This window comes from Desulfuromonas soudanensis, assembly GCF_001278055.1.
GTDB classification, from domain to species: Bacteria; Desulfobacterota; Desulfuromonadia; order Desulfuromonadales; family WTL; genus Deferrimonas; species Deferrimonas soudanensis.
Map to the genome: position 1 here is coordinate 3,297,986 of NZ_CP010802.1, position 18,259 is coordinate 3,316,244.

General features: G+C 58.7%; 16 protein-coding genes. 3 read left to right on the forward strand and 13 right to left on the reverse strand.

Going from position 1 to position 18,259, the window contains the following annotated elements; all coding sequences use genetic code 11:
• Positions 1-13: 13 nt before the first annotated feature.
• The 7 genes from glyQ to DSOUD_RS14795 form a co-directional block, all read right to left on the reverse strand.
• On the reverse strand, positions 14-883 hold the full coding sequence (gene glyQ, locus DSOUD_RS14765) for a glycine--tRNA ligase subunit alpha (protein WP_053551730.1): 870 nt from the start codon (positions 881-883) through the stop codon (positions 14-16).
• A 135-nt stretch (positions 884-1,018) separates the two neighbouring features.
• A complete protein-coding gene (gene recO / locus DSOUD_RS14770) occupies positions 1,019-1,792 on the reverse strand; it encodes a DNA repair protein RecO (protein ID WP_053551731.1) in 774 nt (257 codons plus the stop codon).
• Positions 1,793-1,820: 28 nt separating this feature from the next.
• Positions 1,821-3,176, reverse strand: coding sequence for a magnesium transporter (mgtE, locus tag DSOUD_RS14775; RefSeq protein ID WP_053551732.1), 1,356 nt, complete (start codon positions 3,174-3,176; stop codon positions 1,821-1,823).
• A gap of 282 nt (positions 3,177-3,458) precedes the next feature.
• On the reverse strand, positions 3,459-3,659 hold the full coding sequence (locus DSOUD_RS14780) for a cold-shock protein (protein WP_053551733.1): 201 nt from the start codon (positions 3,657-3,659) through the stop codon (positions 3,459-3,461).
• A 241-nt stretch (positions 3,660-3,900) separates the two neighbouring features.
• The gene (locus tag DSOUD_RS14785; protein WP_053551734.1) at positions 3,901-4,455 is read right to left on the reverse strand and encodes a hemerythrin domain-containing protein; all 555 of its coding nucleotides are present in this window, start codon (positions 4,453-4,455) and stop codon (positions 3,901-3,903) included.
• Positions 4,455-4,913 carry a hypothetical protein gene (locus DSOUD_RS14790; RefSeq protein ID WP_053551735.1) on the reverse strand — a complete coding sequence of 153 codons (459 nt, stop codon included), beginning with the start codon at positions 4,911-4,913 and terminating at the stop codon, positions 4,455-4,457. Before DSOUD_RS14790 ends, DSOUD_RS14785 begins: the two co-directional genes overlap by 1 nt.
• Before the next feature lie 52 nt (positions 4,914-4,965).
• Positions 4,966-5,184 (reverse strand): hypothetical protein, encoded by a 219-nt coding sequence (locus DSOUD_RS14795; RefSeq protein ID WP_053551736.1) that lies wholly within the window; start codon positions 5,182-5,184, stop codon positions 4,966-4,968.
• 246 nt (positions 5,185-5,430) lie between these two features.
• Between DSOUD_RS14795 and DSOUD_RS14800 the strand changes: the two genes are divergently transcribed.
• The 3 genes from DSOUD_RS14800 (at position 5,431) to DSOUD_RS14810 (ending at position 7,741) form a co-directional block, all read left to right on the forward strand.
• Positions 5,431-6,636, forward strand: a complete 1,206-nt coding sequence (locus tag DSOUD_RS14800; RefSeq protein WP_157671890.1) for a hypothetical protein — start codon at positions 5,431-5,433, stop codon at positions 6,634-6,636.
• A gap of 71 nt (positions 6,637-6,707) precedes the next feature.
• Complete coding sequence (locus DSOUD_RS14805) at positions 6,708-7,262, forward strand: FMN-binding protein (RefSeq protein ID WP_053551738.1); 555 nt, start codon at positions 6,708-6,710, stop codon at positions 7,260-7,262.
• Positions 7,259-7,741: a hypothetical protein gene (locus DSOUD_RS14810; RefSeq protein WP_053551739.1), complete on the forward strand. Its 483-nt coding sequence runs from the start codon at positions 7,259-7,261 to the stop codon at positions 7,739-7,741. Before DSOUD_RS14805 ends, DSOUD_RS14810 begins: the two co-directional genes overlap by 4 nt.
• A gap of 153 nt (positions 7,742-7,894) precedes the next feature.
• On the opposite strand, the gene DSOUD_RS14815 is transcribed toward DSOUD_RS14810, so the two are convergent.
• From DSOUD_RS14815 to DSOUD_RS14840, 6 genes are all read right to left on the reverse strand, one after another.
• Positions 7,895-9,805: an LTA synthase family protein gene (locus DSOUD_RS14815; RefSeq protein ID WP_053551740.1), complete on the reverse strand. Its 1,911-nt coding sequence runs from the start codon at positions 9,803-9,805 to the stop codon at positions 7,895-7,897.
• 412 nt (positions 9,806-10,217) lie between these two features.
• Positions 10,218-11,567, reverse strand: coding sequence for an ice-binding family protein (locus tag DSOUD_RS18885; protein ID WP_232426455.1), 1,350 nt, complete (start codon positions 11,565-11,567; stop codon positions 10,218-10,220).
• A gap of 514 nt (positions 11,568-12,081) precedes the next feature.
• Positions 12,082-13,740 (reverse strand): ice-binding family protein, encoded by a 1,659-nt coding sequence (locus tag DSOUD_RS14825; protein ID WP_053551741.1) that lies wholly within the window; start codon positions 13,738-13,740, stop codon positions 12,082-12,084.
• 98 nt (positions 13,741-13,838) lie between these two features.
• Positions 13,839-14,645: an ice-binding family protein gene (locus tag DSOUD_RS14830; protein ID WP_053551742.1), complete on the reverse strand. Its 807-nt coding sequence runs from the start codon at positions 14,643-14,645 to the stop codon at positions 13,839-13,841.
• 437 nt (positions 14,646-15,082) lie between these two features.
• Positions 15,083-16,138, reverse strand: a complete 1,056-nt coding sequence (locus DSOUD_RS14835) for an OmpA family protein (RefSeq protein ID WP_082351304.1) — start codon at positions 16,136-16,138, stop codon at positions 15,083-15,085.
• 154 nt (positions 16,139-16,292) lie between these two features.
• Entirely contained in the window at positions 16,293-18,140 is a 1,848-nt protein-coding gene (locus tag DSOUD_RS14840) for an ice-binding family protein (protein ID WP_053551744.1), read from the reverse strand.
• Positions 18,141-18,259 lie beyond the last annotated feature (119 nt).

Below are 18,259 nucleotides of genomic sequence, written 5' to 3' on the forward strand. Positions count from 1 at the left end.
GCCCCTTGGAGTGTCATTTCTTCAGCAGGGGAAACCCGAGTTTTTCGCGCTGGGCGACATAGGCCTCGGCGCAGAGCTTCGACAGGTTGCGGACCCGGCCGATGTAGTGAGCCCTCTCGGTGACCGAAATGGCTCCCCGGGCATCGAGGAGGTTGAAGGCGTGGGAGCACTTGAGGACGAAGTCGTAGGCGGGGAAGACCAGGTCCCGCTTCACCACCTGGAGGCACTCCTTCTCGTACATGTCGAAGAGGGAAAAGAGCATTCCCGTGTCGGCGACTTCGAAGTTGTAAGTGGAGAATTCCACCTCGGTCTGGTGATGGACGTCGCCGTATTTGACCCCCTTGATCCATTCGAGATCGTAGACGTTGTCGACCCCCTGAAGGTACATGGCGATGCGCTCGCAACCGTAGGTGATCTCGCCGGAGACCGGCTTGAGATCGATGCCGCCGGCCTGCTGGAAGTAGGTGAACTGGGTAATTTCCATGCCGTCGAGCCAGACTTCCCAGCCGAGTCCCCAGGCGCCCAGGGTCGGCGATTCCCAGTCGTCCTCGACGAAGCGGATGTCGTGCTTGAGAGGATCGATGCCGAAACTCCGCAGGGAGTCGAGGTAGAGTTCCTGGATGTTTAACGGCGACGGCTTGAGAATCACCTGAAACTGATAGTAGTGCTGCAGACGATTGGGGTTCTCCCCGTAGCGGCCATCGGTGGGTCGGCGTGACGGTTCGACGTAGGCCACCTTCCAGGGCTCGGGACCGAGGACGCGCAGAAAGGTGGCGGGGTTGAAGGTTCCCGCCCCCTTCTCGACGTCATAGGGCTGCTGTATGATGCACCCCTGGTTGGCCCAGTAGTTCTGCAACGACAGGATCAGATCTTGAAATGTCACATTTCCTCCGTAAAAATCGCCGCCGATCCCCCCTCGGGAGAACGGTCTAGCGTATACTGTATACAAAATTAAGGTGGAAAATTCTAACTCGCCCCCCGGGGCATGTCAAGGCTAATACTCCTGCAAAGACGCCCCTTACCGCCTTTGGGGGGAGGCCATCTCGCGGAGCATCTGTTCGAGAAAAGGGAGGGATTTCAGGGGGCGGTTCAAATGGAGTCGCAGGGCCCCGCCGAGGAGCGCTCCTCCTTCGATCAGGGTGCGCTCGCTGAGGGTGAACCCGGCGAAGAGCTCGGCGGGGCCGGCCAGGATCCGCGCCAGCGTCCCGAGGGTCGGCAGGTTCAGGCGCCAGGCCGTCTTTTCCGGTGCGCAGGTCAGACAGAGGCTGCCGCCGCGCGCCGCCTCGAAGGCGACCTCGGCGCTCCGCAGGGTCTCGCCGCATTCCGAGCAGTGCAGCAGGTGCGGTGCATAGCCGGCCAGGTGAAGGATTCGCAACTCGAAGAGGAGGCGCGCCTCGGGGGAGCCGCCGTTGCCGTCGAGATGGTCGAGAAAGGCGCACAGGAGATCGTAGACGGCCGGATGGGGTTGCCCCTCGGCGAAGAGTTCCTCGACCAGTTCGCACCCATAGCCGGCAAGGGCCACGGCGATCAGGTCCCGGCGCAGCCCGCTGCGCAGGTCCAGGAGTTCCGCCTCGCGCAGGGACACCAGATCGCCCCGCGCCGCGGCTCTCCAGTGCAGCTGCACCCGGGCAAAGGGCTCCAGAGCCGCACCGAAGCGGCGCCGGCTCTTGCGCGCCTGGCGGGCAAACCCCTTGATGCGTCCGGCCTCGCGGGTATAAAAGGTGACGATGCGGTCGGCCTCTCCGTAATCGAGGTGGCGCAGGACCACGGCTTCGCAACGCTGTTCGCGCATGGGGGGATCCGCCGGGCGTTGTCCCGGATCAGCGCAGATGGGGGAGAAAGAGGGTCGCCGTGCCGAAATAGATCAGGAGACCGGTGATGTCGTTGGCGGTCTGGACGAAGGGGCTCGAGGCAATGGCCGGATCGATTCCGATCCGCTTGAAGAAGGAGGTGGCCATAACTCCCATCGTTGCCGCCACCGTCATGGCGGTGGCCATGGCCATTCCGACCACCAGACCGAGATAGGGGTTGTGATGCCAGCCGAAGGCGACGACGCCGATGGTCAGTCCGCAGACCGCCCCCATGATCATCCCGACCCGCAGCTCCCGGAAAAAAACCTGACGCAGGGTGGACATGTCGATGCGCCCGGTGGCAAAACCGCGCACCACGATGGTCGCCGACTGGCCGCCGACGTTCCCCCCCATGCCGGTGATGACGGGGATGAAGGTGATCAGGGCAAGGACCTCGGCGAGGGTCGCCTTGAACCGCCACATCAGATACCCGGTGATAACGCCGCCGAAGAGGTTGGTCACCAGCCAGGGGAGGCGAAGCCGGGCGATCTTGAAGGCCTTATAGCCGTAGAGGAGCTCCTCCTCGCTGGCGCCGGCCATCTTGTAGATATCCTCCGTCGCCTCCTGGCGCATGACGTCGATGACGTCATCGACGGTGACCAGACCCACCAGTCGGTTGGCGTCGTCGACGACGGGGATTCCCAGGATGTTGTACCGGGCGACCAGCTGGGCCACCTCTTCCTGATCGACGTCGGTACGGACGCTGATCACCTCGCGGACCATGATGTCCTTGAGGAGTCGCGCGGGAGAGACGGTCAGGAGCTGACGCAGAGAGAGGACCCCCACCAGATGGTTGTCGTCGTCGGTGACGTAGAGATAGAAGACCATCTCCACATCCCCGGCCTGCTGCACCGCCTCGATGGCTTCCTGGACCGTCAGGTCCTGGTTGAGGGAGAAGATCTCCGTCGACATGATGCCGCCGGCGGTGTCTTCATCGTAGAGCAGAAGCTGCTCGATCTCGTCCGAGTCCTCGTCCTGCATGATGCCGAGAATTTCTTCGGCCAGCTCCTCGGGCATATTGCGGATGATGTCGACGGCGTCGTCGTAGGGCATCTCCTGCAGGACTTCGGTGATCGTCTGTTTGTCGATCTGCTCAAGGAGCTGGGCGCCGGTCCCGTGGTCAAGCTCGGAGAGGACGTAGGCCGCCGTTTCCGGGTTCTCGATCAGGTTGAAGAGGGTGCGCTGGTCCTTGAGGTCGAGATATCTGAAGATGTGGGCGATGTCGGCGGGGTGAGACTTGACGATGACCTTGGTGAGGTGAGGAAAAGCACCGCGGCGGATGAGTTTCTTGACGGTGTCGAGGAGCATTTGCAGTTTTTGGTCCATGACAATCTTCTCCTCGGGGTGCGGGGTGAACAGGTAAAGCGTGCAAGCCTAACACCCCCCCCTTCAAACTGTCAACGCCCGACGCCGGCGGCCAAAAAAAATGCCGCAGCACACAGCCGGGCTGAAGTCATTCTCCGTGGGTTTCCTGACGCTCTTCGTCCCCGGCCATTTTGCCGCGCCACCGAAGGAAGTCGGCGGACGGGAAATTGGCGGGCGAAAAAATAAAAGAGCCCCACGAAGATTCGTGGGGCTCTTTTATCGATAGTAGTCGAAAGTGCTTATTTAGATCTTGCGCACGTTAGACGACTGAGGACCTTTTTGACCCTGAACAACATCAAAGGTCACGCGGTCTCCTTCGGCGAGGGATTTAAAGCCATCGCCCTGAATTTCGGAGAAATGAACGAACACGTCAGGTCCGTTGTCCTGCTCGATAAAACCGAAACCCTTGGCGTCGTTGAACCACTTCACTGTACCTTCTGCCATCTTTTTGCTCCATCTTCCCCTTTATGGGGTTTTTTTGTGTAAATCAAAATCGCCTGAATAATAAAAACACAGACCCTTGGGGCCTGCCCTTTGTCCCTGGTTGACACCTTGTCGACCAGGTCGGCGACAGTAAATTTACACTGACTTTCTTGATAGGTCCCAAAATAACACAACAAACTTCAGGAATGCAAGTTTTTTAACCGGACCTCGAAAAGTTTTTCGGGAGCCCGCGACCGGCATCTCAGGCCGCCCATTGCGCCTCGTAACTCTCCACCAGCTTGCGGTAGCGCTCTTCGAGCCCGGGAGCGGCCGCTGCCGCCGCGGCGTAGGCGGTGATCATCGCCGGGCGCGGGTCCTCGGGGAGAACCCGTTCGGAGAGCGGATAGAGGATATGATCCTCGGTGTGGATATGCTCGCGCAGCAAAGCGGCATAGCCCCGGGCGTTGTCGGCAATGATCGGGATCTGCCCCGACTCGCCGGCGATCGCCTTCTGCGCCCCCTCCTCCATTCCGCGCACGAAGGCCCGCCCCTGGTCGTGGGCCAAAAGCATCGCCGCCACCGGCGAGTTCTGCTCCGGCATGCCGTTGGCCAGCAGGGCCTTGAAGAGAACGTCCTCCTCCTTGGCGTGATGAAAGCGGTCGGCGTAGTTGCGGATGAAATCGACGGCGTCGAGGTAAAACGGCCAGTTGCGGAAACGCCCGGCCTCCATCAGCTCCGTGTTCTTTTCCACCAGGGCGATCAGGCGCAGAATCAGCTTGTGCTCTTCGACCATCACGGCCGTGACATCGGTTTTCATCAGGATCTCCTTTCGCCGTCGACGCCGATCACCACCACCTCGAAGGGGATCTCCTTGCCGGAGGCCGCCAGAGCCTGCTGGGCCACTGCCGCCATGCCGCGGCAGCAGGGGACTTCCATGATGGTGACGGTAAGGGACTGGATATCGTTGTCCGCAAGAATCCGGGTCAGCTTCTCCACGTAGGGGCCGCAGTCGTCGAGCTTGGGACAGGCGTTGACCAGCACCTTCCCCCGGATGAAGTCGCGGTGGAATTCGGCATAGGCAAAGGGCGTGCAGTCGGCGGCGATGAGGAGGTGGGCGCCCTGCAGCCAGGGGGCCGTGGGAGGGACGAGGGTCAGCTGGGTCGGCCACTGGCGCAGCTCGGAGGCAAGACGCCCGGTTTCGACGCTGTTGCATGTCTCTTTTTTTTCGATGGTGCGTACGCTCGATCCGGGGCATCCGCAGGCAAGGTTTTTCATGGTCGTATCTCCTTCTTTATAAAGCGGTGACGGGTAAAAAGTGCAAGACGATTCAGGAAACGGTCTCCAGATAGGCGTTGATTTCCTCTTCGATTTTTTCTTCGGCCTCGGCTCCGAGGGCGTGAATGGCGACCACGTCCTTGAGGAGACAGATGCCGACGCCGCAGGTGACGCAGCCGATGTCGAAGCGCCCGAGGATCTCGCCTATGTGCGGGTGGGCGACGATGACATCCTTGATCTGCCGGCTTCCCATATCCTGTTTCAATTCCATGTTTTTTCTCCTTCCTCGATGGTGACTGGAGCATACCCCAGGTCCCGGAGGGGAAACATGATGTGGATCAAAAACCGGAAAAAATCTTCCTCCTTCGCTCAGGGCCCGAACGGTAACTGAAAATAGTTTTCATTTTCCGCTTGACAGGTGATGCGCCCCTCGCCTATCTTTCTGAAACCGATTTTCAATTTCCTGATCGGGCCGCGGCACCGCAGCCCGATCCCCCTCTTCCCCAAGGAGCCGACCATGAAGACCCTGTTGTCCACCGCCTGCCTGTTGCTGACCCTGACCCTTCTTGTGCCTGGGATCTCCCGCGCCGCCGACATCGATGAACTGGAGAGACGAATCGACATCGTCACGCAGGAACTGCAATCGTTGAAGAATGAATCGGCCGTTACCGGCGAGAACGATTACTCATCGAGCTTCGGCCTCGGTCCTGCCGCCTCCAAGGTCTACAAGCTCAACAAGGGACTCTCCATCGGCGGGTACGGCGAAGGGCACTTCAGCAATCTCGTCAGCGACAAGGGGACCGGCAGCGACAGCGCCGACCTGGTGCGGGCCATCCTCTACGTCGGCTACAAGTTCTCCGACCGGATCGTTCTCAATACCGAAATCGAGATCGAGCATGCCAACGAAATTTACGCCGAGATGGTCAGCCTCGACTTTCTCCTCCATGAAAAAATCGCCCTGCGCACCGGTCTCCTGCTGACCCCGGTGGGGATCACCAATGAATTGCACGAACCGACCCTCTATCACGGCAATGACCGCCCCTACGTGGAGAGCGAAGTCATTCCCAGCACCTGGCGGGAGATGGGCGCCGGCGCCTTCGGCAAACTGACGAAAAATCTCGAATACAAGCTCTATGTGATGAACGGCCTGCAGGGGAGCGACTTCACCAGCAAGGGGCTGCGCGGCGGGCGGCAGAAGGGATCCAAGGCCCGGGCGGAGGATTGGGCCCTCGTCGGCAGCCTTGCTTACGAACCGGTCCTCGGCCTCAACCTCGGCGGCAGCTTTTATCTCGGCGACAGCGGCCAGAAGGAAGTCCTCGATGCCAACGGCAAGGCAGCCGATGTCTTTACCGAAATCTATGAAATTCACGGTCAGTACAAGGTCGCCGGACTCGAACTCAAGTCCCTCGGGACGATCGTCCGCATCGACGACAACGAACTGATCGCAGCAAATGTTCCCGAGGAGATTACCGCCTGGTACGGCGAGCTCGCCTACGATGTGATGCCGCTCTTCGCCCGCGGAACCACCCAGTATCTGGCCCCCTTCTATCGCTATGAAAAGGTCGACTACAAGGGGAACGACGGAGACCTCGACCTCTACACCGCCGGTCTCAGCTACAAACCGATCCCCAACGTCGTCCTCAAGGCCGATTACCGGAATTTCGACAAAGCCGTCGGAACCCAGGCCGACGAGGTTAATCTCGGCTTCGGCTACATCTTCTAAACCCCGGACAAATCCCTCCCGCCGGGGGACGGACGCCCGTCCCCCGATTCTTTTTTATCCACGGAGCCCGCATGCGGATCAGATCACTTCGAATCGCCCTCATCCTCCCTCTCCTCCTGGCCGGATTCCTCAGCCTGTCCGAGGGGAAGGTTTACCTCCCCAAGGACGAGGCCCTCCAACGGGCCTTTCCCGGCGCCGACGAAATCGCCGCGGTCAATCTCTATCTCACCGAAGAAGAGATGAAGGAAGTGACGCGCTCCTCCGGGGCAACCGTCGAATCGGGGATCTATACCTTCTATGCCGGGAAGAAGGGGGACAAGCCCCTCGGCTTTGCCGCCATCGAAGCGGCGACGGTGCGCACCCTGCCGGAAACGGTCATGGTGGTGCTGAACCCTGACGGCACCGTCCGTTTCGTGGAAATTCTCGCCTTTTTCGAGCCGGAAGAGTACAAACCGGCCCGACGCTGGCTCGACCAGTTCGGGGGGAAAACCCTTTCCCGGGAGCTGCGTATCGGCGGCGAGATCCAGGGGATCAGCGGCGCCACCCTTTCCGCCCAGGCCCTCGCCCGCCAGGTTCGCAAGAGCGCCGCCATGGCGCGCCTCCTCCTCTCCCGGAGCCGGCCATGAGAGTGCTGATGAACGGCCCGTCCCCCTCCCCCCTCGGCCGGACCATTCTGCGTTTTTTCTACCTCTACTTCTTTTTGCACTGGGGGACGGGACTCCTGATGTTTTGGGACAAGCTCGGCTTCACCGCCGCCTCGGTGGCGCGCTACTACCGCGGCGATCCCGATCTCTTCATGAACCCCCGCAGTTTTTCCGGGCTCCTCGAGGTGACCCACTTCCACCTCTTTGCCATGGGCCTTTTTTTCGTCGTCTTTTGCCACCTCCTCCTCTTTACCCCCCTGCGCCCGGCGCTGAAAAGCGCCCTCACCTGGCTGCTCGGGGGGGCCATCCTCGCCGACCTCTCCTCCGGCTACCTGGTGCGCTACCTCGCCGCCGAATGGGCCTGGCTCAAGCTCGGCGCCTTCTGGCTGCTGCAGGGGGTTTCGCTTATCCTTTTCGCCCTGTTGCTTTTGACTATGACCAAAAAGAATCCGCACCGCTGAAGAAGGACCAAAGCTGGCGAAGATCTCCGTCCGAAAAGTTGAGTGTAATTCCGAACTGTACAAAGAAAAAACGGGCGCCCGAAAATGGGCGCCCGTTTCTATGTTGTGCCGATGCCGACATCGCCTCAGCAGGAGGCCGTCAGCAACGCCCCCTTACTGGTAGCGATGGTTAATATACAGATCATAGGCCGACTGATAGATCGCCGTGGCCCGGTCGAGTAAATCTTTATCCTCGGGAAGGGGCGACTGACTCTCCTTCTGCCGGTCATAGAGGTAGAGGTCGCCGGACTTTTGCAGTCCGAGCACCGCGAGGCGATCTCCGATCATCATCGCCACGTCATGGTTGTGATTCATGAAGAGGGGATGAAGTTTCGGATCACCCTCGCCGTTCAAAACATCCTGCCCATAAAAGGGGGCGGTGTACGGCAGGCCGAGGAGTCCGAGGACCGTCGGAGCGATGTCGATCTGGCCGATCGGCATCGCCACCCGCGAAGGGGTCAGGAGGGCCGGTGCGTAAAAAACCAGGGGGATATGAAAAGTGTCGATGGGAATTTCCGCACGGCCATAAACGCGGGCGCAGTGGTCGGCGACAATAACGAAGAGGGTTTGGTCAAACCAGCTGTGGCTGCCGGCCTCCCGGAGGAACTCCCCCAGGGCATAGTCGGCGTACTGGACACCGGCCCGGCGCCCCCCTCCGGAAGCGGGAATTCCGGGAATCCCTTCGGGGAAGGTATAGGGACGGTGATTCGAAGTCGACATGATGATGGAGAAAAATGGCTTCTTTTCCCCGGCAAGACCGTCGTAATAATCGAGGGCGTGATTGAAAAGGTCGCCATCGGAGACGCCCCAGATATTGGTGAACGCCGGATCGTCGATATCGCTGCGGTCGCTGATGGCAAAACCGTTATGGCCGAAAAAGTAGTTCATGTTGTCGAAGGCACCGAAGCCGCCATAAAGGAAACTGCTGTGATAGCCGTTGCCCTGCATCACCTCACCCCAGTTGGCGATGTTTTCGTTCCCCGGACGCTTGACGACCGCCTCGCTCGGAATCGGCGGCAGCGAGGTGCTGATCGCCTCAAGACCCCGGACGGTGCGCGTCCCGGAGGCGTAGGCCTGGCTGAAGAGGATCCCTTTCTCACCCAGGGCATCGAGGTTGGGCGTCAGACTCTCCGGATTGCCGAAGAGCCCGCTGTAGGAAGCGCTCAGCGACTCCTCGACGATGACCACCACATTGACCCGTCCCAGACCTCCGGGGCGGAAAGGATGGCTGCGGTTGAGATTTTGCGGATCTTTGCTGGAAAATTCACCGTCGCCTTCAAGTTCCTCTCGCGCCTGCAGAAACGCCTGGTCGATCGGCATCGTCCGGTAATAGGCGTTGTAGTCGAGGTGGTTGGTGCGAAAGGCGCAAAAGAGGCTGCTCACCCCGTTATGGGTCAGTTCATTGGTGACCCGATTCCCCGAAAAATCGAAACTGTCCGTGGAAAGGAGCAGGGCCGGGACCAAAAGGAGCAGGTGGACGCCGGCAAACCCCAGCCGCCGCCCCAACCGGGTCGGCACTGAAAAGGCCGTGCGAAGCCGCGGCCAGAAGGCGCCGAGGAGCAGGGAGCTCAGGAGGGCATCGACCAGAAGGATCCGCACCACGGGATAGGACTCCCAGATGTTGATCAACACTTCGTGGGGATAGATCAGATAATCGACGGCGACCAGATTGAAGCGGGCATCGAACTCTTCAAAGAAAAAGAATTCGGCGCCGGCCTGATAGAAGAGGCCGAAGACGGTGAAAAACAGAAGCGCAAGGAAACAGATTTTCTGCCAACGGCTGCGGGCCCAGCGCTCGGGGAGAAACGTCAGATAAAGGGTGGCCGGCAGATTGAGAAAAACCAGCACCACAAGGTCATTGACCAGACCGACCCCGAGGCTGGAAGCCAGAGCCCCCCAGGAGACGCCGGCCGCGGCGCCGAAGACTTTCCAAAGGACAAGACGCAACACGAAGGAGAGGCCGAGATAAAAAAGGGAGACAAAAAGAAGGGGCCGAAAGCGATTCAATACGGGAGAGGAGATCATATGCACACCGTTCTGGGATTCTGGTCTGGCAGTCCCATGGGCAACAGGGAGGAACTGCATCAGGAGAAGTATTGATGCAACATCCTGTCCAGCAATTCATTATAAGGCGATGCGGCTACTTTTATTTTACGGGCGGACTGGAGCCGGTGGTCGCTCGGCCCCCTGCTCCGGCATTCCGTGATGGAGCCACGACAGAAAAATTTGGCCTCGGAAATATTCTCCCAGGAGCGAAGACGTCCACTCCCCAGGTCCGGGAGTGACCTATCAATAACGCCCCTCGACAGCCGGAAAATGCAAACGCGCCAGGATGAGGCCAAACAATAACAAAGAAACCCGCAACCAGGAATTGGTGCGGGTTTCTTTGTTTTATTCCTGCGACCGGCCTGTTTCGCCGGTCATGTTTCCGGGAAACTTACAGGGCGGGCTGGGTCATCGCCGTGGCGTCCAGTGTCACCGCGGTCTGGGCCAGGGCCCGGCCGGTCATCTTGGCTCCGGTGTTGAAGGAAATCAGCGTCTGACTCAGCAGAATTCCCTTGAAGTCGGCGGCCGTTCCCAGGGTCGCCTGGCCGGAGACCTGCCAGAAGATGTTCTTGGCCTGCGCTCCCCCGAGGAGGGTTACGATGGCGCTGTTGTTCACGGTGAGGTCCTGGGCGATCTGGAAGATCCAGACGTCGTCGGCGCCCCCTGCCAGGGTCACGCCGGCACTGGTGATGAGAACTCCGGTCCCCCATTTGTAGAGGCCGGGAACAAGGGTCTGGCCGCTGATGTCCCCGGCATGAAGTTCGGTGAAATCGGTGTTTGACCGGCCGGAGGCGTCGGTGAAGGCGATTTCCATATCGCTGATCGCCGTGGTCATATTCGCCGGGGTCGGCGTGGCATAATCGGCGGCATAGATGCTGCCGGTCACCAGCGACGAGGTTGAAAAGGTATTGGTGGAATCGGCGATGAGGGAAAAGCCCGTGATGTAACTGGCGGCGGCAGGACTCACACCGATATCGCCGACAACGGCGGTGGTGCCGGTCGTCGAGACGGCCGTTTTGGCCAGAATCACGAAATTGCCGGCGGTTCCGAGGTTGACCGGATCGGGACCAAGGGCAGAGCGCACGGTCACGGTCACGGTATAAGTCACCTCTGACAAATCGCCCGCGGTCACCAGATAGTCCACAGGATCTGTAAAATCATTTACCGTAACACCACTCACCTGGGCTCCGGTAGCCACCACATCGACGGACGTCCCCGTGGTGATGAAAGTCGCAACCAGAGCCGTTTTATCGGTCCCGGCCGGCATGGTCACTGATATTGTCCTGGCCGCTTCATCAATGAAAACAGCCCCATTTTGAATCGAATAGCGGGTAATGGCCTTGGCATCAGCCAGAGCAACGGTCGCGGTCACGGTATAAACCGTCTGCGACTTGTCTTCGGCGGTGACGGTGTATTCCACCGCTGCATTGAAGTCATTCGGCGTGCTGGCACTGGTCTGCGGCTCGGCGTCAACATGAACGGAATCACCCGTGGTGGTGAATTTCGCAACCAGAGCCTCCAGTGGTGTTCCGTTCGGCAGAGTCACCAGTATCGTCTTGGCCGACTCTGCGATGACCCCGGTGGCGCCATCAAGCGAATACGTGGTAATGGCCTTGGTGTCCTTGGCTGCGGGATCGGCGGCGACCGGTGCGCTGCTGTCACTGCCGCCGCACCCGGCCAAAAAAGCGACGAGAAATAACCCCAGGAACCCAATCTTTGTGTACCTTTTTAATCTCTTCATCTTTGTCTCCTCCTTGGGGACTTGTCAGACTGCTAAAACCAAATTCTTCGTGGCGACCCAGGTGCCTGCCACTACCTATTTAATCTAAAACCCGCATGGCGAATCATCTGGCGAATATATGCAGAGGATTCGTGAACTTGCTCATAAGACTCAGCAAGTACCATACCGAGAAAATATTTACTGATTCAGTTGAGTTAAGTGACTGTTTGAAATGTATAAATTAAATAGGATATTGCTGACGACAGGGAAAAACCGTCGAAGAAAACTGTCATATTTGGCAAATCCGCCAAATGCTACGGCCTGAGAGAAGGAAGATTTTCGTTGCAAAAATAAATACTAAAATCTTTTTTATAATTTACCTCAGAAAGGTTTAAGAATAGCGAGGATTCAGGTTGAGACAAATATAGAGGAGCCCGCAACAAATGACTTGTTGCGGGCTCCTTTATGACATTTCAATCATTTGCCCTACGGGGCAGTAATATTCGCCTGGTTTACAAATGTACTTGGCGAGGCTTTAAGGAGCAGTCACGGTCGTCGCGTCAAGTACGACAGCAGTCTGTGCCAACAGTCGACCGTTAATTGAAGCAAGATTGCCAAACGTGATACTCGTCTTGCCGAGGATGATCCCCTCGAAGTGCGTTCCTGCACCGATGGTCACCCCTTCGCTAACCTGCCAGAAAATGTTCCGGGGGAGAGCGCCACCGGCGAGGGTGACGTTTTTAGCTGCGGCCATGGTGAGGGTCCCGGCAACCTTGAAGATCCAGACGTCGGTTGAGGTGCCACTGAGCGCGAGGTCGGTGGGGATGTCAAGAGCGCCCCCCCACTCATAGACGCCCGGGGCGAGGGTCAGATCGGTGAGGGTGCCGGCACCGACGTTGAGCGTATCGGCAGAGGTTACAATCCGACCGGCCGCGTCGTTGTAGGCAAACCCCATGTCTGCAACGGCGGCGGTCAGATCGACAGCAGTCGTCCCCCCAATGTTGTCGGCTGCGTAGAGTTTTCCCGGTGCGACAACTTGATCGGAGGTGGAATAGGTATTGGTTACATCGGCCGTCAAGGCCCAACCGGTCAAGGCAGCCGAGGTTACAGGGCTCACACCGACATCGCCAGTCACAACCGAAGTGGGGACGGTTGAGACCCCAGTTTGTGCGAGGATTGCATAATTTCCAGCCGTACCAAGGTTGACGCCTACCAGGGTAAAGGGGGCCACGGTGACGTCGACGTTATAGTCAGCCGTTGTAACGCCGTCAGCCGCGGTAACCGTATAGATCACCTGATTGGTGAAATTATTAAGCGTCTCGGTACTTACCTGAGGAGTCACACCAATGGCGACACTTGCCCCGGGGGACGTCGTAAATGTTGCGGCCAGGTCAGTAGCCAGGTCGGTCCCGAAGGGCATCTCCACGGCGATCGTCTTGGGAAGGGTGTTCTCGCTGATAATTCCGTCAGTTCCCTCAAGAGAATAAGAAGTGATGGCCGCAGCATCGTTTGCGGCAACGGTGACATTGACTTCATAGGTCGCCGAGGCAATGCCGTCAGCAGCGATGACGGTGTAAGTCACCGGTGCGGCAAAGACATTCTCTGTGACTCCACTCTCCTGAAGGACCGTGCCGATCTCAACGTCCCCTGTGGCCACGAACGTCGCGATCAGCGGGAGCGCGAGGTCGGTGCCGAAGGGCATGATCACGTCAATGGTCTTGGGATTGGCGTTTTCACTGACAATCCCTGCGTTGACACCCAGAGAATAGGAAGTCATGACAGCGGCATTGCTTGCGGCCACGGTGACGTTGACTTCATAGGTCGCTATTGAGCCGTCTTCAGCCGTCACGGTATAAATTACCGGCGCCTGGGGAACCGAGAGAAAGACGTTCTCCGTGACTCCGCTCTCCTGAACGACCGCGTCGACGGTCACGGCAACGCCGGTCGTCGTGTAGGTGGCAATCAGCGCCTGCGCGAGGTCGGTCCCGAAGGGCATCACCACCTCAATGGTCTTGGGCGTTGTCCCTTCGGTGACGACGCCGTCCGTCCCGTCAAGGGAGTAGGCGGTCATTTCATTTGCCGTCCCTGCCGGGGCATTCCACACACCGTCGTTATCGTCGCCACATCCGGCGACAAAGGCGACGAGGACTAAGGCCACGACCCATTTGTTGGTATATCTGCGAAGTATGTTCATGTATTGCTCCTTCGTGGGAATCTTGATTCTTCCCAGGTTGAATTTGGTGCCAGGCAAGATGCCTGGCACCACATCTCAGAAATGAATGCGAGCTTTTTTTACGGAACGGTCACTGTCGTCGCACCAAGAGTGACGGCCGTCTGTGCCAGCAGGCGCCCGTTGATCGAGGCAGAATCCCCGAAGGTGATGGTTGTCTGGCCGAGGATAACCCCCTCGAAATGAGTGTTAGCGCCAACGGTCACCGCTTCGCTCACCTGCCAGAAGATGTTCTGGGGGAGGGCGCCGCCGGCGAGGATGACGTTCTTGGCCGCGGCCATGGTGAGGGTCCCGGCAATCTTGAAGATCCAGACATCGGTGGAGCTGCCGTTGAGGGTGAGGTCGGTGGGGATGCCAACAGAAGTCCCCCACTCATAGACACCGGGGGCGAGGGTCAAGGAAGTCAGGGTGCCGGCACCGACGTTGGTCGTCGCCGCCGAGGTGGCGGTCCGGCCGGCCGCGTCCGTATAGGCGGTTTCCATGTTGGCTACGGCGGTGGTCAGATCGACGGAAGTCGTCCCCCCCACATTGTCGGCGGCATAGAGTTTGCCCGGTGCGGCCACCTGCGCCGAGGTGAAATAGGTGTCCGTCGGCTCGCTCACCAGATCCCAGCCGGTCAGGGCAACCCGGGCCTCGGGGCTCACGCCCACACTCCCGGTCACGACCGAAGGGGGAACGGTTGCAACACCCGTTTTTGCCAGGATCACATAGTTGCCGGCCGTTCCAAGGTCAACGCTTCCCGGGACCACACTGACGTTCCCGATCGGGTCCTGGGCCACACCCCCACCGCCGTCGCTGCCGCAGCCGGCAAGGGAAACGGCCAGTATCAATCCCAGAAATCCCAAATTGATTTTCAATTTTTTACACATGTCGCCTACTCCTCATTTGAATGGATACAAACCGGATGGGTTGTATATGCAGGAGAGTTACACCTTTCGTGCCAAGGGATCACCATGACGACAAGCACCCGTTTTTGTAATGAAAAATGGCCCAGACCGAGGGCTTCGGCAGGAGCGACCCGCTACCGTGACCGTCGTATTTAACGATTCCGTCAAATGTTGCGGTTCCCTGACCGGAGCGAGCAGACAGGGTACAGGGGGTCAAATTTTATCTCGCCGGCCCCCAGGGACGGAAAGCATTCGGGTGCCAGGGCGACCGGCGGACGCGGTTCGATCGATGTAAAGAAAAAAGCCCACCCCCAATAACTGGCGGCAGGCTTCCTTCTTCTTTCCGGAGAGGATGTTTATTCACCGGCCAGGGACATCAGGCTGAACGCACAAACGTTCTCCGCCCTGGCCCCATCCCCTTATTGCACGACTATTTCAAAAAGAACGCGCATGTTTTTCTTCGCGGCACGGGACCTGATATCGTCCGGATTTGCTTCATAGGCTTTCGGGTCGTCCTGGCCATAGCCGACGGCTTTAAGGCGGCTCGGCTTGATGCCCCCTTCGTTAATGAGGTAGGACTTGACGGCAGCGGCTCTTTTTTCGCTCAAATCCTGATTGTATTCTGCCGTCCCCTTCTCGGAGGTATACCCTTCGATCCGGATTTTAGCCTTGGGATTTTCCTTCAGGAGCTTAATATATTCGTCCAGCTTTATCTTCGCGGTGGGCTTGAGGGTCGACTGATCGAAGTCAAAATAGACGTCGTCAAATTCAAGAACAGTGTACGCAGGTTCCACCGGTGCGGCGACAACCTTCTTTTCCGCTTTTTTCACAGGCTGGGGCGCCGGTTCACGCCTCACGACAGGAGCAGGAGCGGCTTCGGCCTCGGACGCGCCGCCGAAGCGGAAGATAACACCCAGAGTGGCTTCGACATTGTGGAACGTATCATCCACAACCAGATTGTCCCTGAGATCGGCTCTCAGACCGATGTTTTCGGCCAGCCAGTATTTGGCGCCGACCCCGTAGCTGATGACCGACAGGTTTTCATTGTTGATCTTGGGGCTGTAGTGGGCGGCGCCGTACCCGGCGGCGATGAAGGGATTGAACTTCTTCTCCGGCATGAAATGATAGAGAACGTCCAGATGATAGGAGGTCATTTTCACGTCATCAATCGGACTGGTAAACTGCCCTTCGGTGGTAAATGCCTGGTTTTTGTCGTCGACGCTGGTGTTGATGAATTCCAGGGCGCCTTCGATGGCGAAACGGTTGGTGATGTTATAACCAGCACGTCCGCCGAAGACAAAATCGTCCTTCAGATTCTGGTCTTCTTCGAAGAAATGATAACCGATGAAAGGGCTCAGCTCGACGCTATTGGCCTTGATCTCGGCGTGAGCCGCCAGGGGAAATAGAAAAACCGCCGTCAACAAAACAGGCAAAATCTTTTTCCTTAACGGAACCATAGAGTATTCTTTTTTCATATATACCTCCTGGAAGTATCTGGATGAATCTAATCCGTTATTGACAACGTTCTTTTCAAATTAACTTTTTCAGGATTCAAGGGGAGACAGGCTGCAGGCTGAATGGGCCTGTCTCCCCCTATTTATCCTGTGTTCACAGTGGATTCTTCAGCCCTTACTCGCAGCCGGCAGGGGCATTCACGTTCCCCGGTACGGAGACGATATTGTCGCCGAAGGTAAAGGCGCCGTCCGTAGACGCCCCGGCAAACAACCTGCCGCAGGAGGATGCGCCGGTCTCCATGGTGATGCTGCTGTAGGAGAGGATGTTGCCCTGGAAGATGGAATAACTTCCAAGGGTTGCTTGATTGCTGCCAACCCACCAAAAGACGTTGGATGCCTTGGCGCCGTTGACCAGGAGGATCTGGGTATGAGGATCGGCGGCGCCCGTGGCGGCCGTCCCTATGGAGCTGTCGGACTGGAAAACGAAGACCGCATCCGGGTTCCCCTGGGCGTCGAGGGTGAGATCACCCGTGATCAGCATCCCGCCGGAGGTGGTTTTATAGATACCGGGGAAGAAGAGGTTGTCGTTGGTCACAGGGGCGGTTCCGGCCCCGGCTCCCATAGTCGTGCCATCGGCAAGAGTGGTGACCCCGGTGCTCATCTGCGCCGGAGAAAGGGCGATATATGCGGCCCGCAAATCGGCAATGACTTTGCCGGAAGTAACACCTGCATCGGGATACAAAGGACTGATGACATCCCCGTTGATCGTAGGAGCGATACCGTTGCATTGGCCGATCAGTCCGGCACTCCCTACGGTCACGCCATTACAGGTGAAGTCCGGATCCAGAACGACATCGCCATTCACCGTCGTCGCGCCGACATTGACGAACCCGGCGGTCGCAGCACTTCCGAAGGTTGCGGCTGCGCCGAAGTTGACCGGGCCGACGCCTATGGCGGCGGGGGTGACGGTCCTGAAATCCCATTCATAGGGACAGGCGATGGCGATGGCTCCGGCGCTCAGGGCGTCGGTCGTTACGGACGCCGTATAATCCGTATCGGGGAGGAGAGCTGCGTCGGTGGTAAAGGTCGCGAGCTTGTTCGTGGCATCCAGAGCGACAGTGCCGAGAACATTGTTTCCGGAGATCGTCTCGATGATCGTGAAGGTTAGCGGCGCAGTGGCCGACGCAATCGTTGTCGGGTCCATCTCCAGGCTGAAGGTGGCGGTAATCAATTTGCCGTTATTGGCAACGCCCGCAGTGCTGGTCGAAGCAAGAAGGTTGCCACTGGTCGGATCGGACATCGTTACGGTGGGGATGGTCGGCCCGGCGTCTACGGAGCAAACCGCGCCGGGGACAATCGTCACGACGAGGGCCGGATCAACGGTCAAAGTCACCGCTGTCGAAGTCAGGCCACCGAAAGTTGCCGTGATATCCGAAGTGCCGGCGGTGACGCCGTTCGCAAGACCGGTCGCCGAGATGGTGGCGACGGCGGGGGTTGCCGAGGTCCAGACCGTGGTGGGGGCGGAGGTCACGATGGACGTTGATGAATCGCTGTAAGTTGCCAGCGCCGCATACTGCCGGGTGCCACCCACTGCGATGGAAGCAAGGGACGGGGTCACCTGGAGGGACGTCAATGTGGCCGGAGTGACGGTCAACGTCACCGCTGCCGAAGTCAGGCCGCCGAAAGCCGCTGTGACCTGCGAGGTGCCGGCGGTCACGCCGGTGGCAAGACCGCTGGCCGAGATGGTTGCCACGGCGGGGGTCGCCGAAGTCCAGATGGACGACAAGGTCACATTGCCGATCGACCCATCATCATAGGTTGCCGTGGCCGTATACTGTTGTAGGCCATCGATGGCGATAGAGGCTCCGGCAGGCGTCACCGCAAGGGAAACCAGGAGTTTATTCGTTTCCGGGGGTGCATCCCAATTTCCGCCACCGGCTTCGCCGCCGCAGCCGGAGAGAAGGAAAATTCCCAGCAACAAGCCAAACCCCAGACAAGCCTTCATCAATCTCAATCTTTTCATAAATGCCTCCGTTGAAACTCAGTGAAATTACGTTTGTTTGTATCCAAACCTTCCCTGCGGCCCTCTCTCTGGTCATATTGTTTCTATTGAAATCCAACCTAAATCCCGGCGTTTCGGAA

Bases quoted from the DNA above. Each gene is read 5' to 3' on its own strand.
- recO (WP_053551731.1), bottom strand. From the start codon at position 1,792: ATGCGCGAACAGCGTTGCGAAGCCGTGGTCCTGCGCCACCTCGATTAC.
- mgtE (WP_053551732.1), bottom strand. From the start codon at position 3,176: ATGGACCAAAAACTGCAAATGCTCCTCGACACCGTCAAGAAACTCATC.
- DSOUD_RS14780 (WP_053551733.1), bottom strand. From the start codon at position 3,659: ATGGCAGAAGGTACAGTGAAGTGGTTCAACGACGCCAAGGGTTTCGGT.
- DSOUD_RS14785 (WP_053551734.1), bottom strand. From the start codon at position 4,455: ATGAAAACCGATGTCACGGCCGTGATGGTCGAAGAGCACAAGCTGATT.
- DSOUD_RS14790 (WP_053551735.1), bottom strand. From the start codon at position 4,913: ATGAAAAACCTTGCCTGCGGATGCCCCGGATCGAGCGTACGCACCATC.
- DSOUD_RS14795 (WP_053551736.1), bottom strand. From the start codon at position 5,184: ATGGAATTGAAACAGGATATGGGAAGCCGGCAGATCAAGGATGTCATC.
- DSOUD_RS14800 (WP_157671890.1), top strand. From the start codon at position 5,431: ATGAAGACCCTGTTGTCCACCGCCTGCCTGTTGCTGACCCTGACCCTT.
- DSOUD_RS14805 (WP_053551738.1), top strand. From the start codon at position 6,708: ATGCGGATCAGATCACTTCGAATCGCCCTCATCCTCCCTCTCCTCCTG.
- DSOUD_RS14810 (WP_053551739.1), top strand. From the start codon at position 7,259: ATGAGAGTGCTGATGAACGGCCCGTCCCCCTCCCCCCTCGGCCGGACC.
- DSOUD_RS14815 (WP_053551740.1), bottom strand. From the start codon at position 9,805: ATGATCTCCTCTCCCGTATTGAATCGCTTTCGGCCCCTTCTTTTTGTC.
- DSOUD_RS18885 (WP_232426455.1), bottom strand. From the start codon at position 11,567: ATGAAGAGATTAAAAAGGTACACAAAGATTGGGTTCCTGGGGTTATTT.
- DSOUD_RS14825 (WP_053551741.1), bottom strand. From the start codon at position 13,740: ATGAACATACTTCGCAGATATACCAACAAATGGGTCGTGGCCTTAGTC.
- DSOUD_RS14830 (WP_053551742.1), bottom strand. From the start codon at position 14,645: ATGTGTAAAAAATTGAAAATCAATTTGGGATTTCTGGGATTGATACTG.
- DSOUD_RS14835 (WP_082351304.1), bottom strand. From the start codon at position 16,138: ATGAAAAAAGAATACTCTATGGTTCCGTTAAGGAAAAAGATTTTGCCT.
- DSOUD_RS14840 (WP_053551744.1), bottom strand. From the start codon at position 18,140: ATGAAAAGATTGAGATTGATGAAGGCTTGTCTGGGGTTTGGCTTGTTG.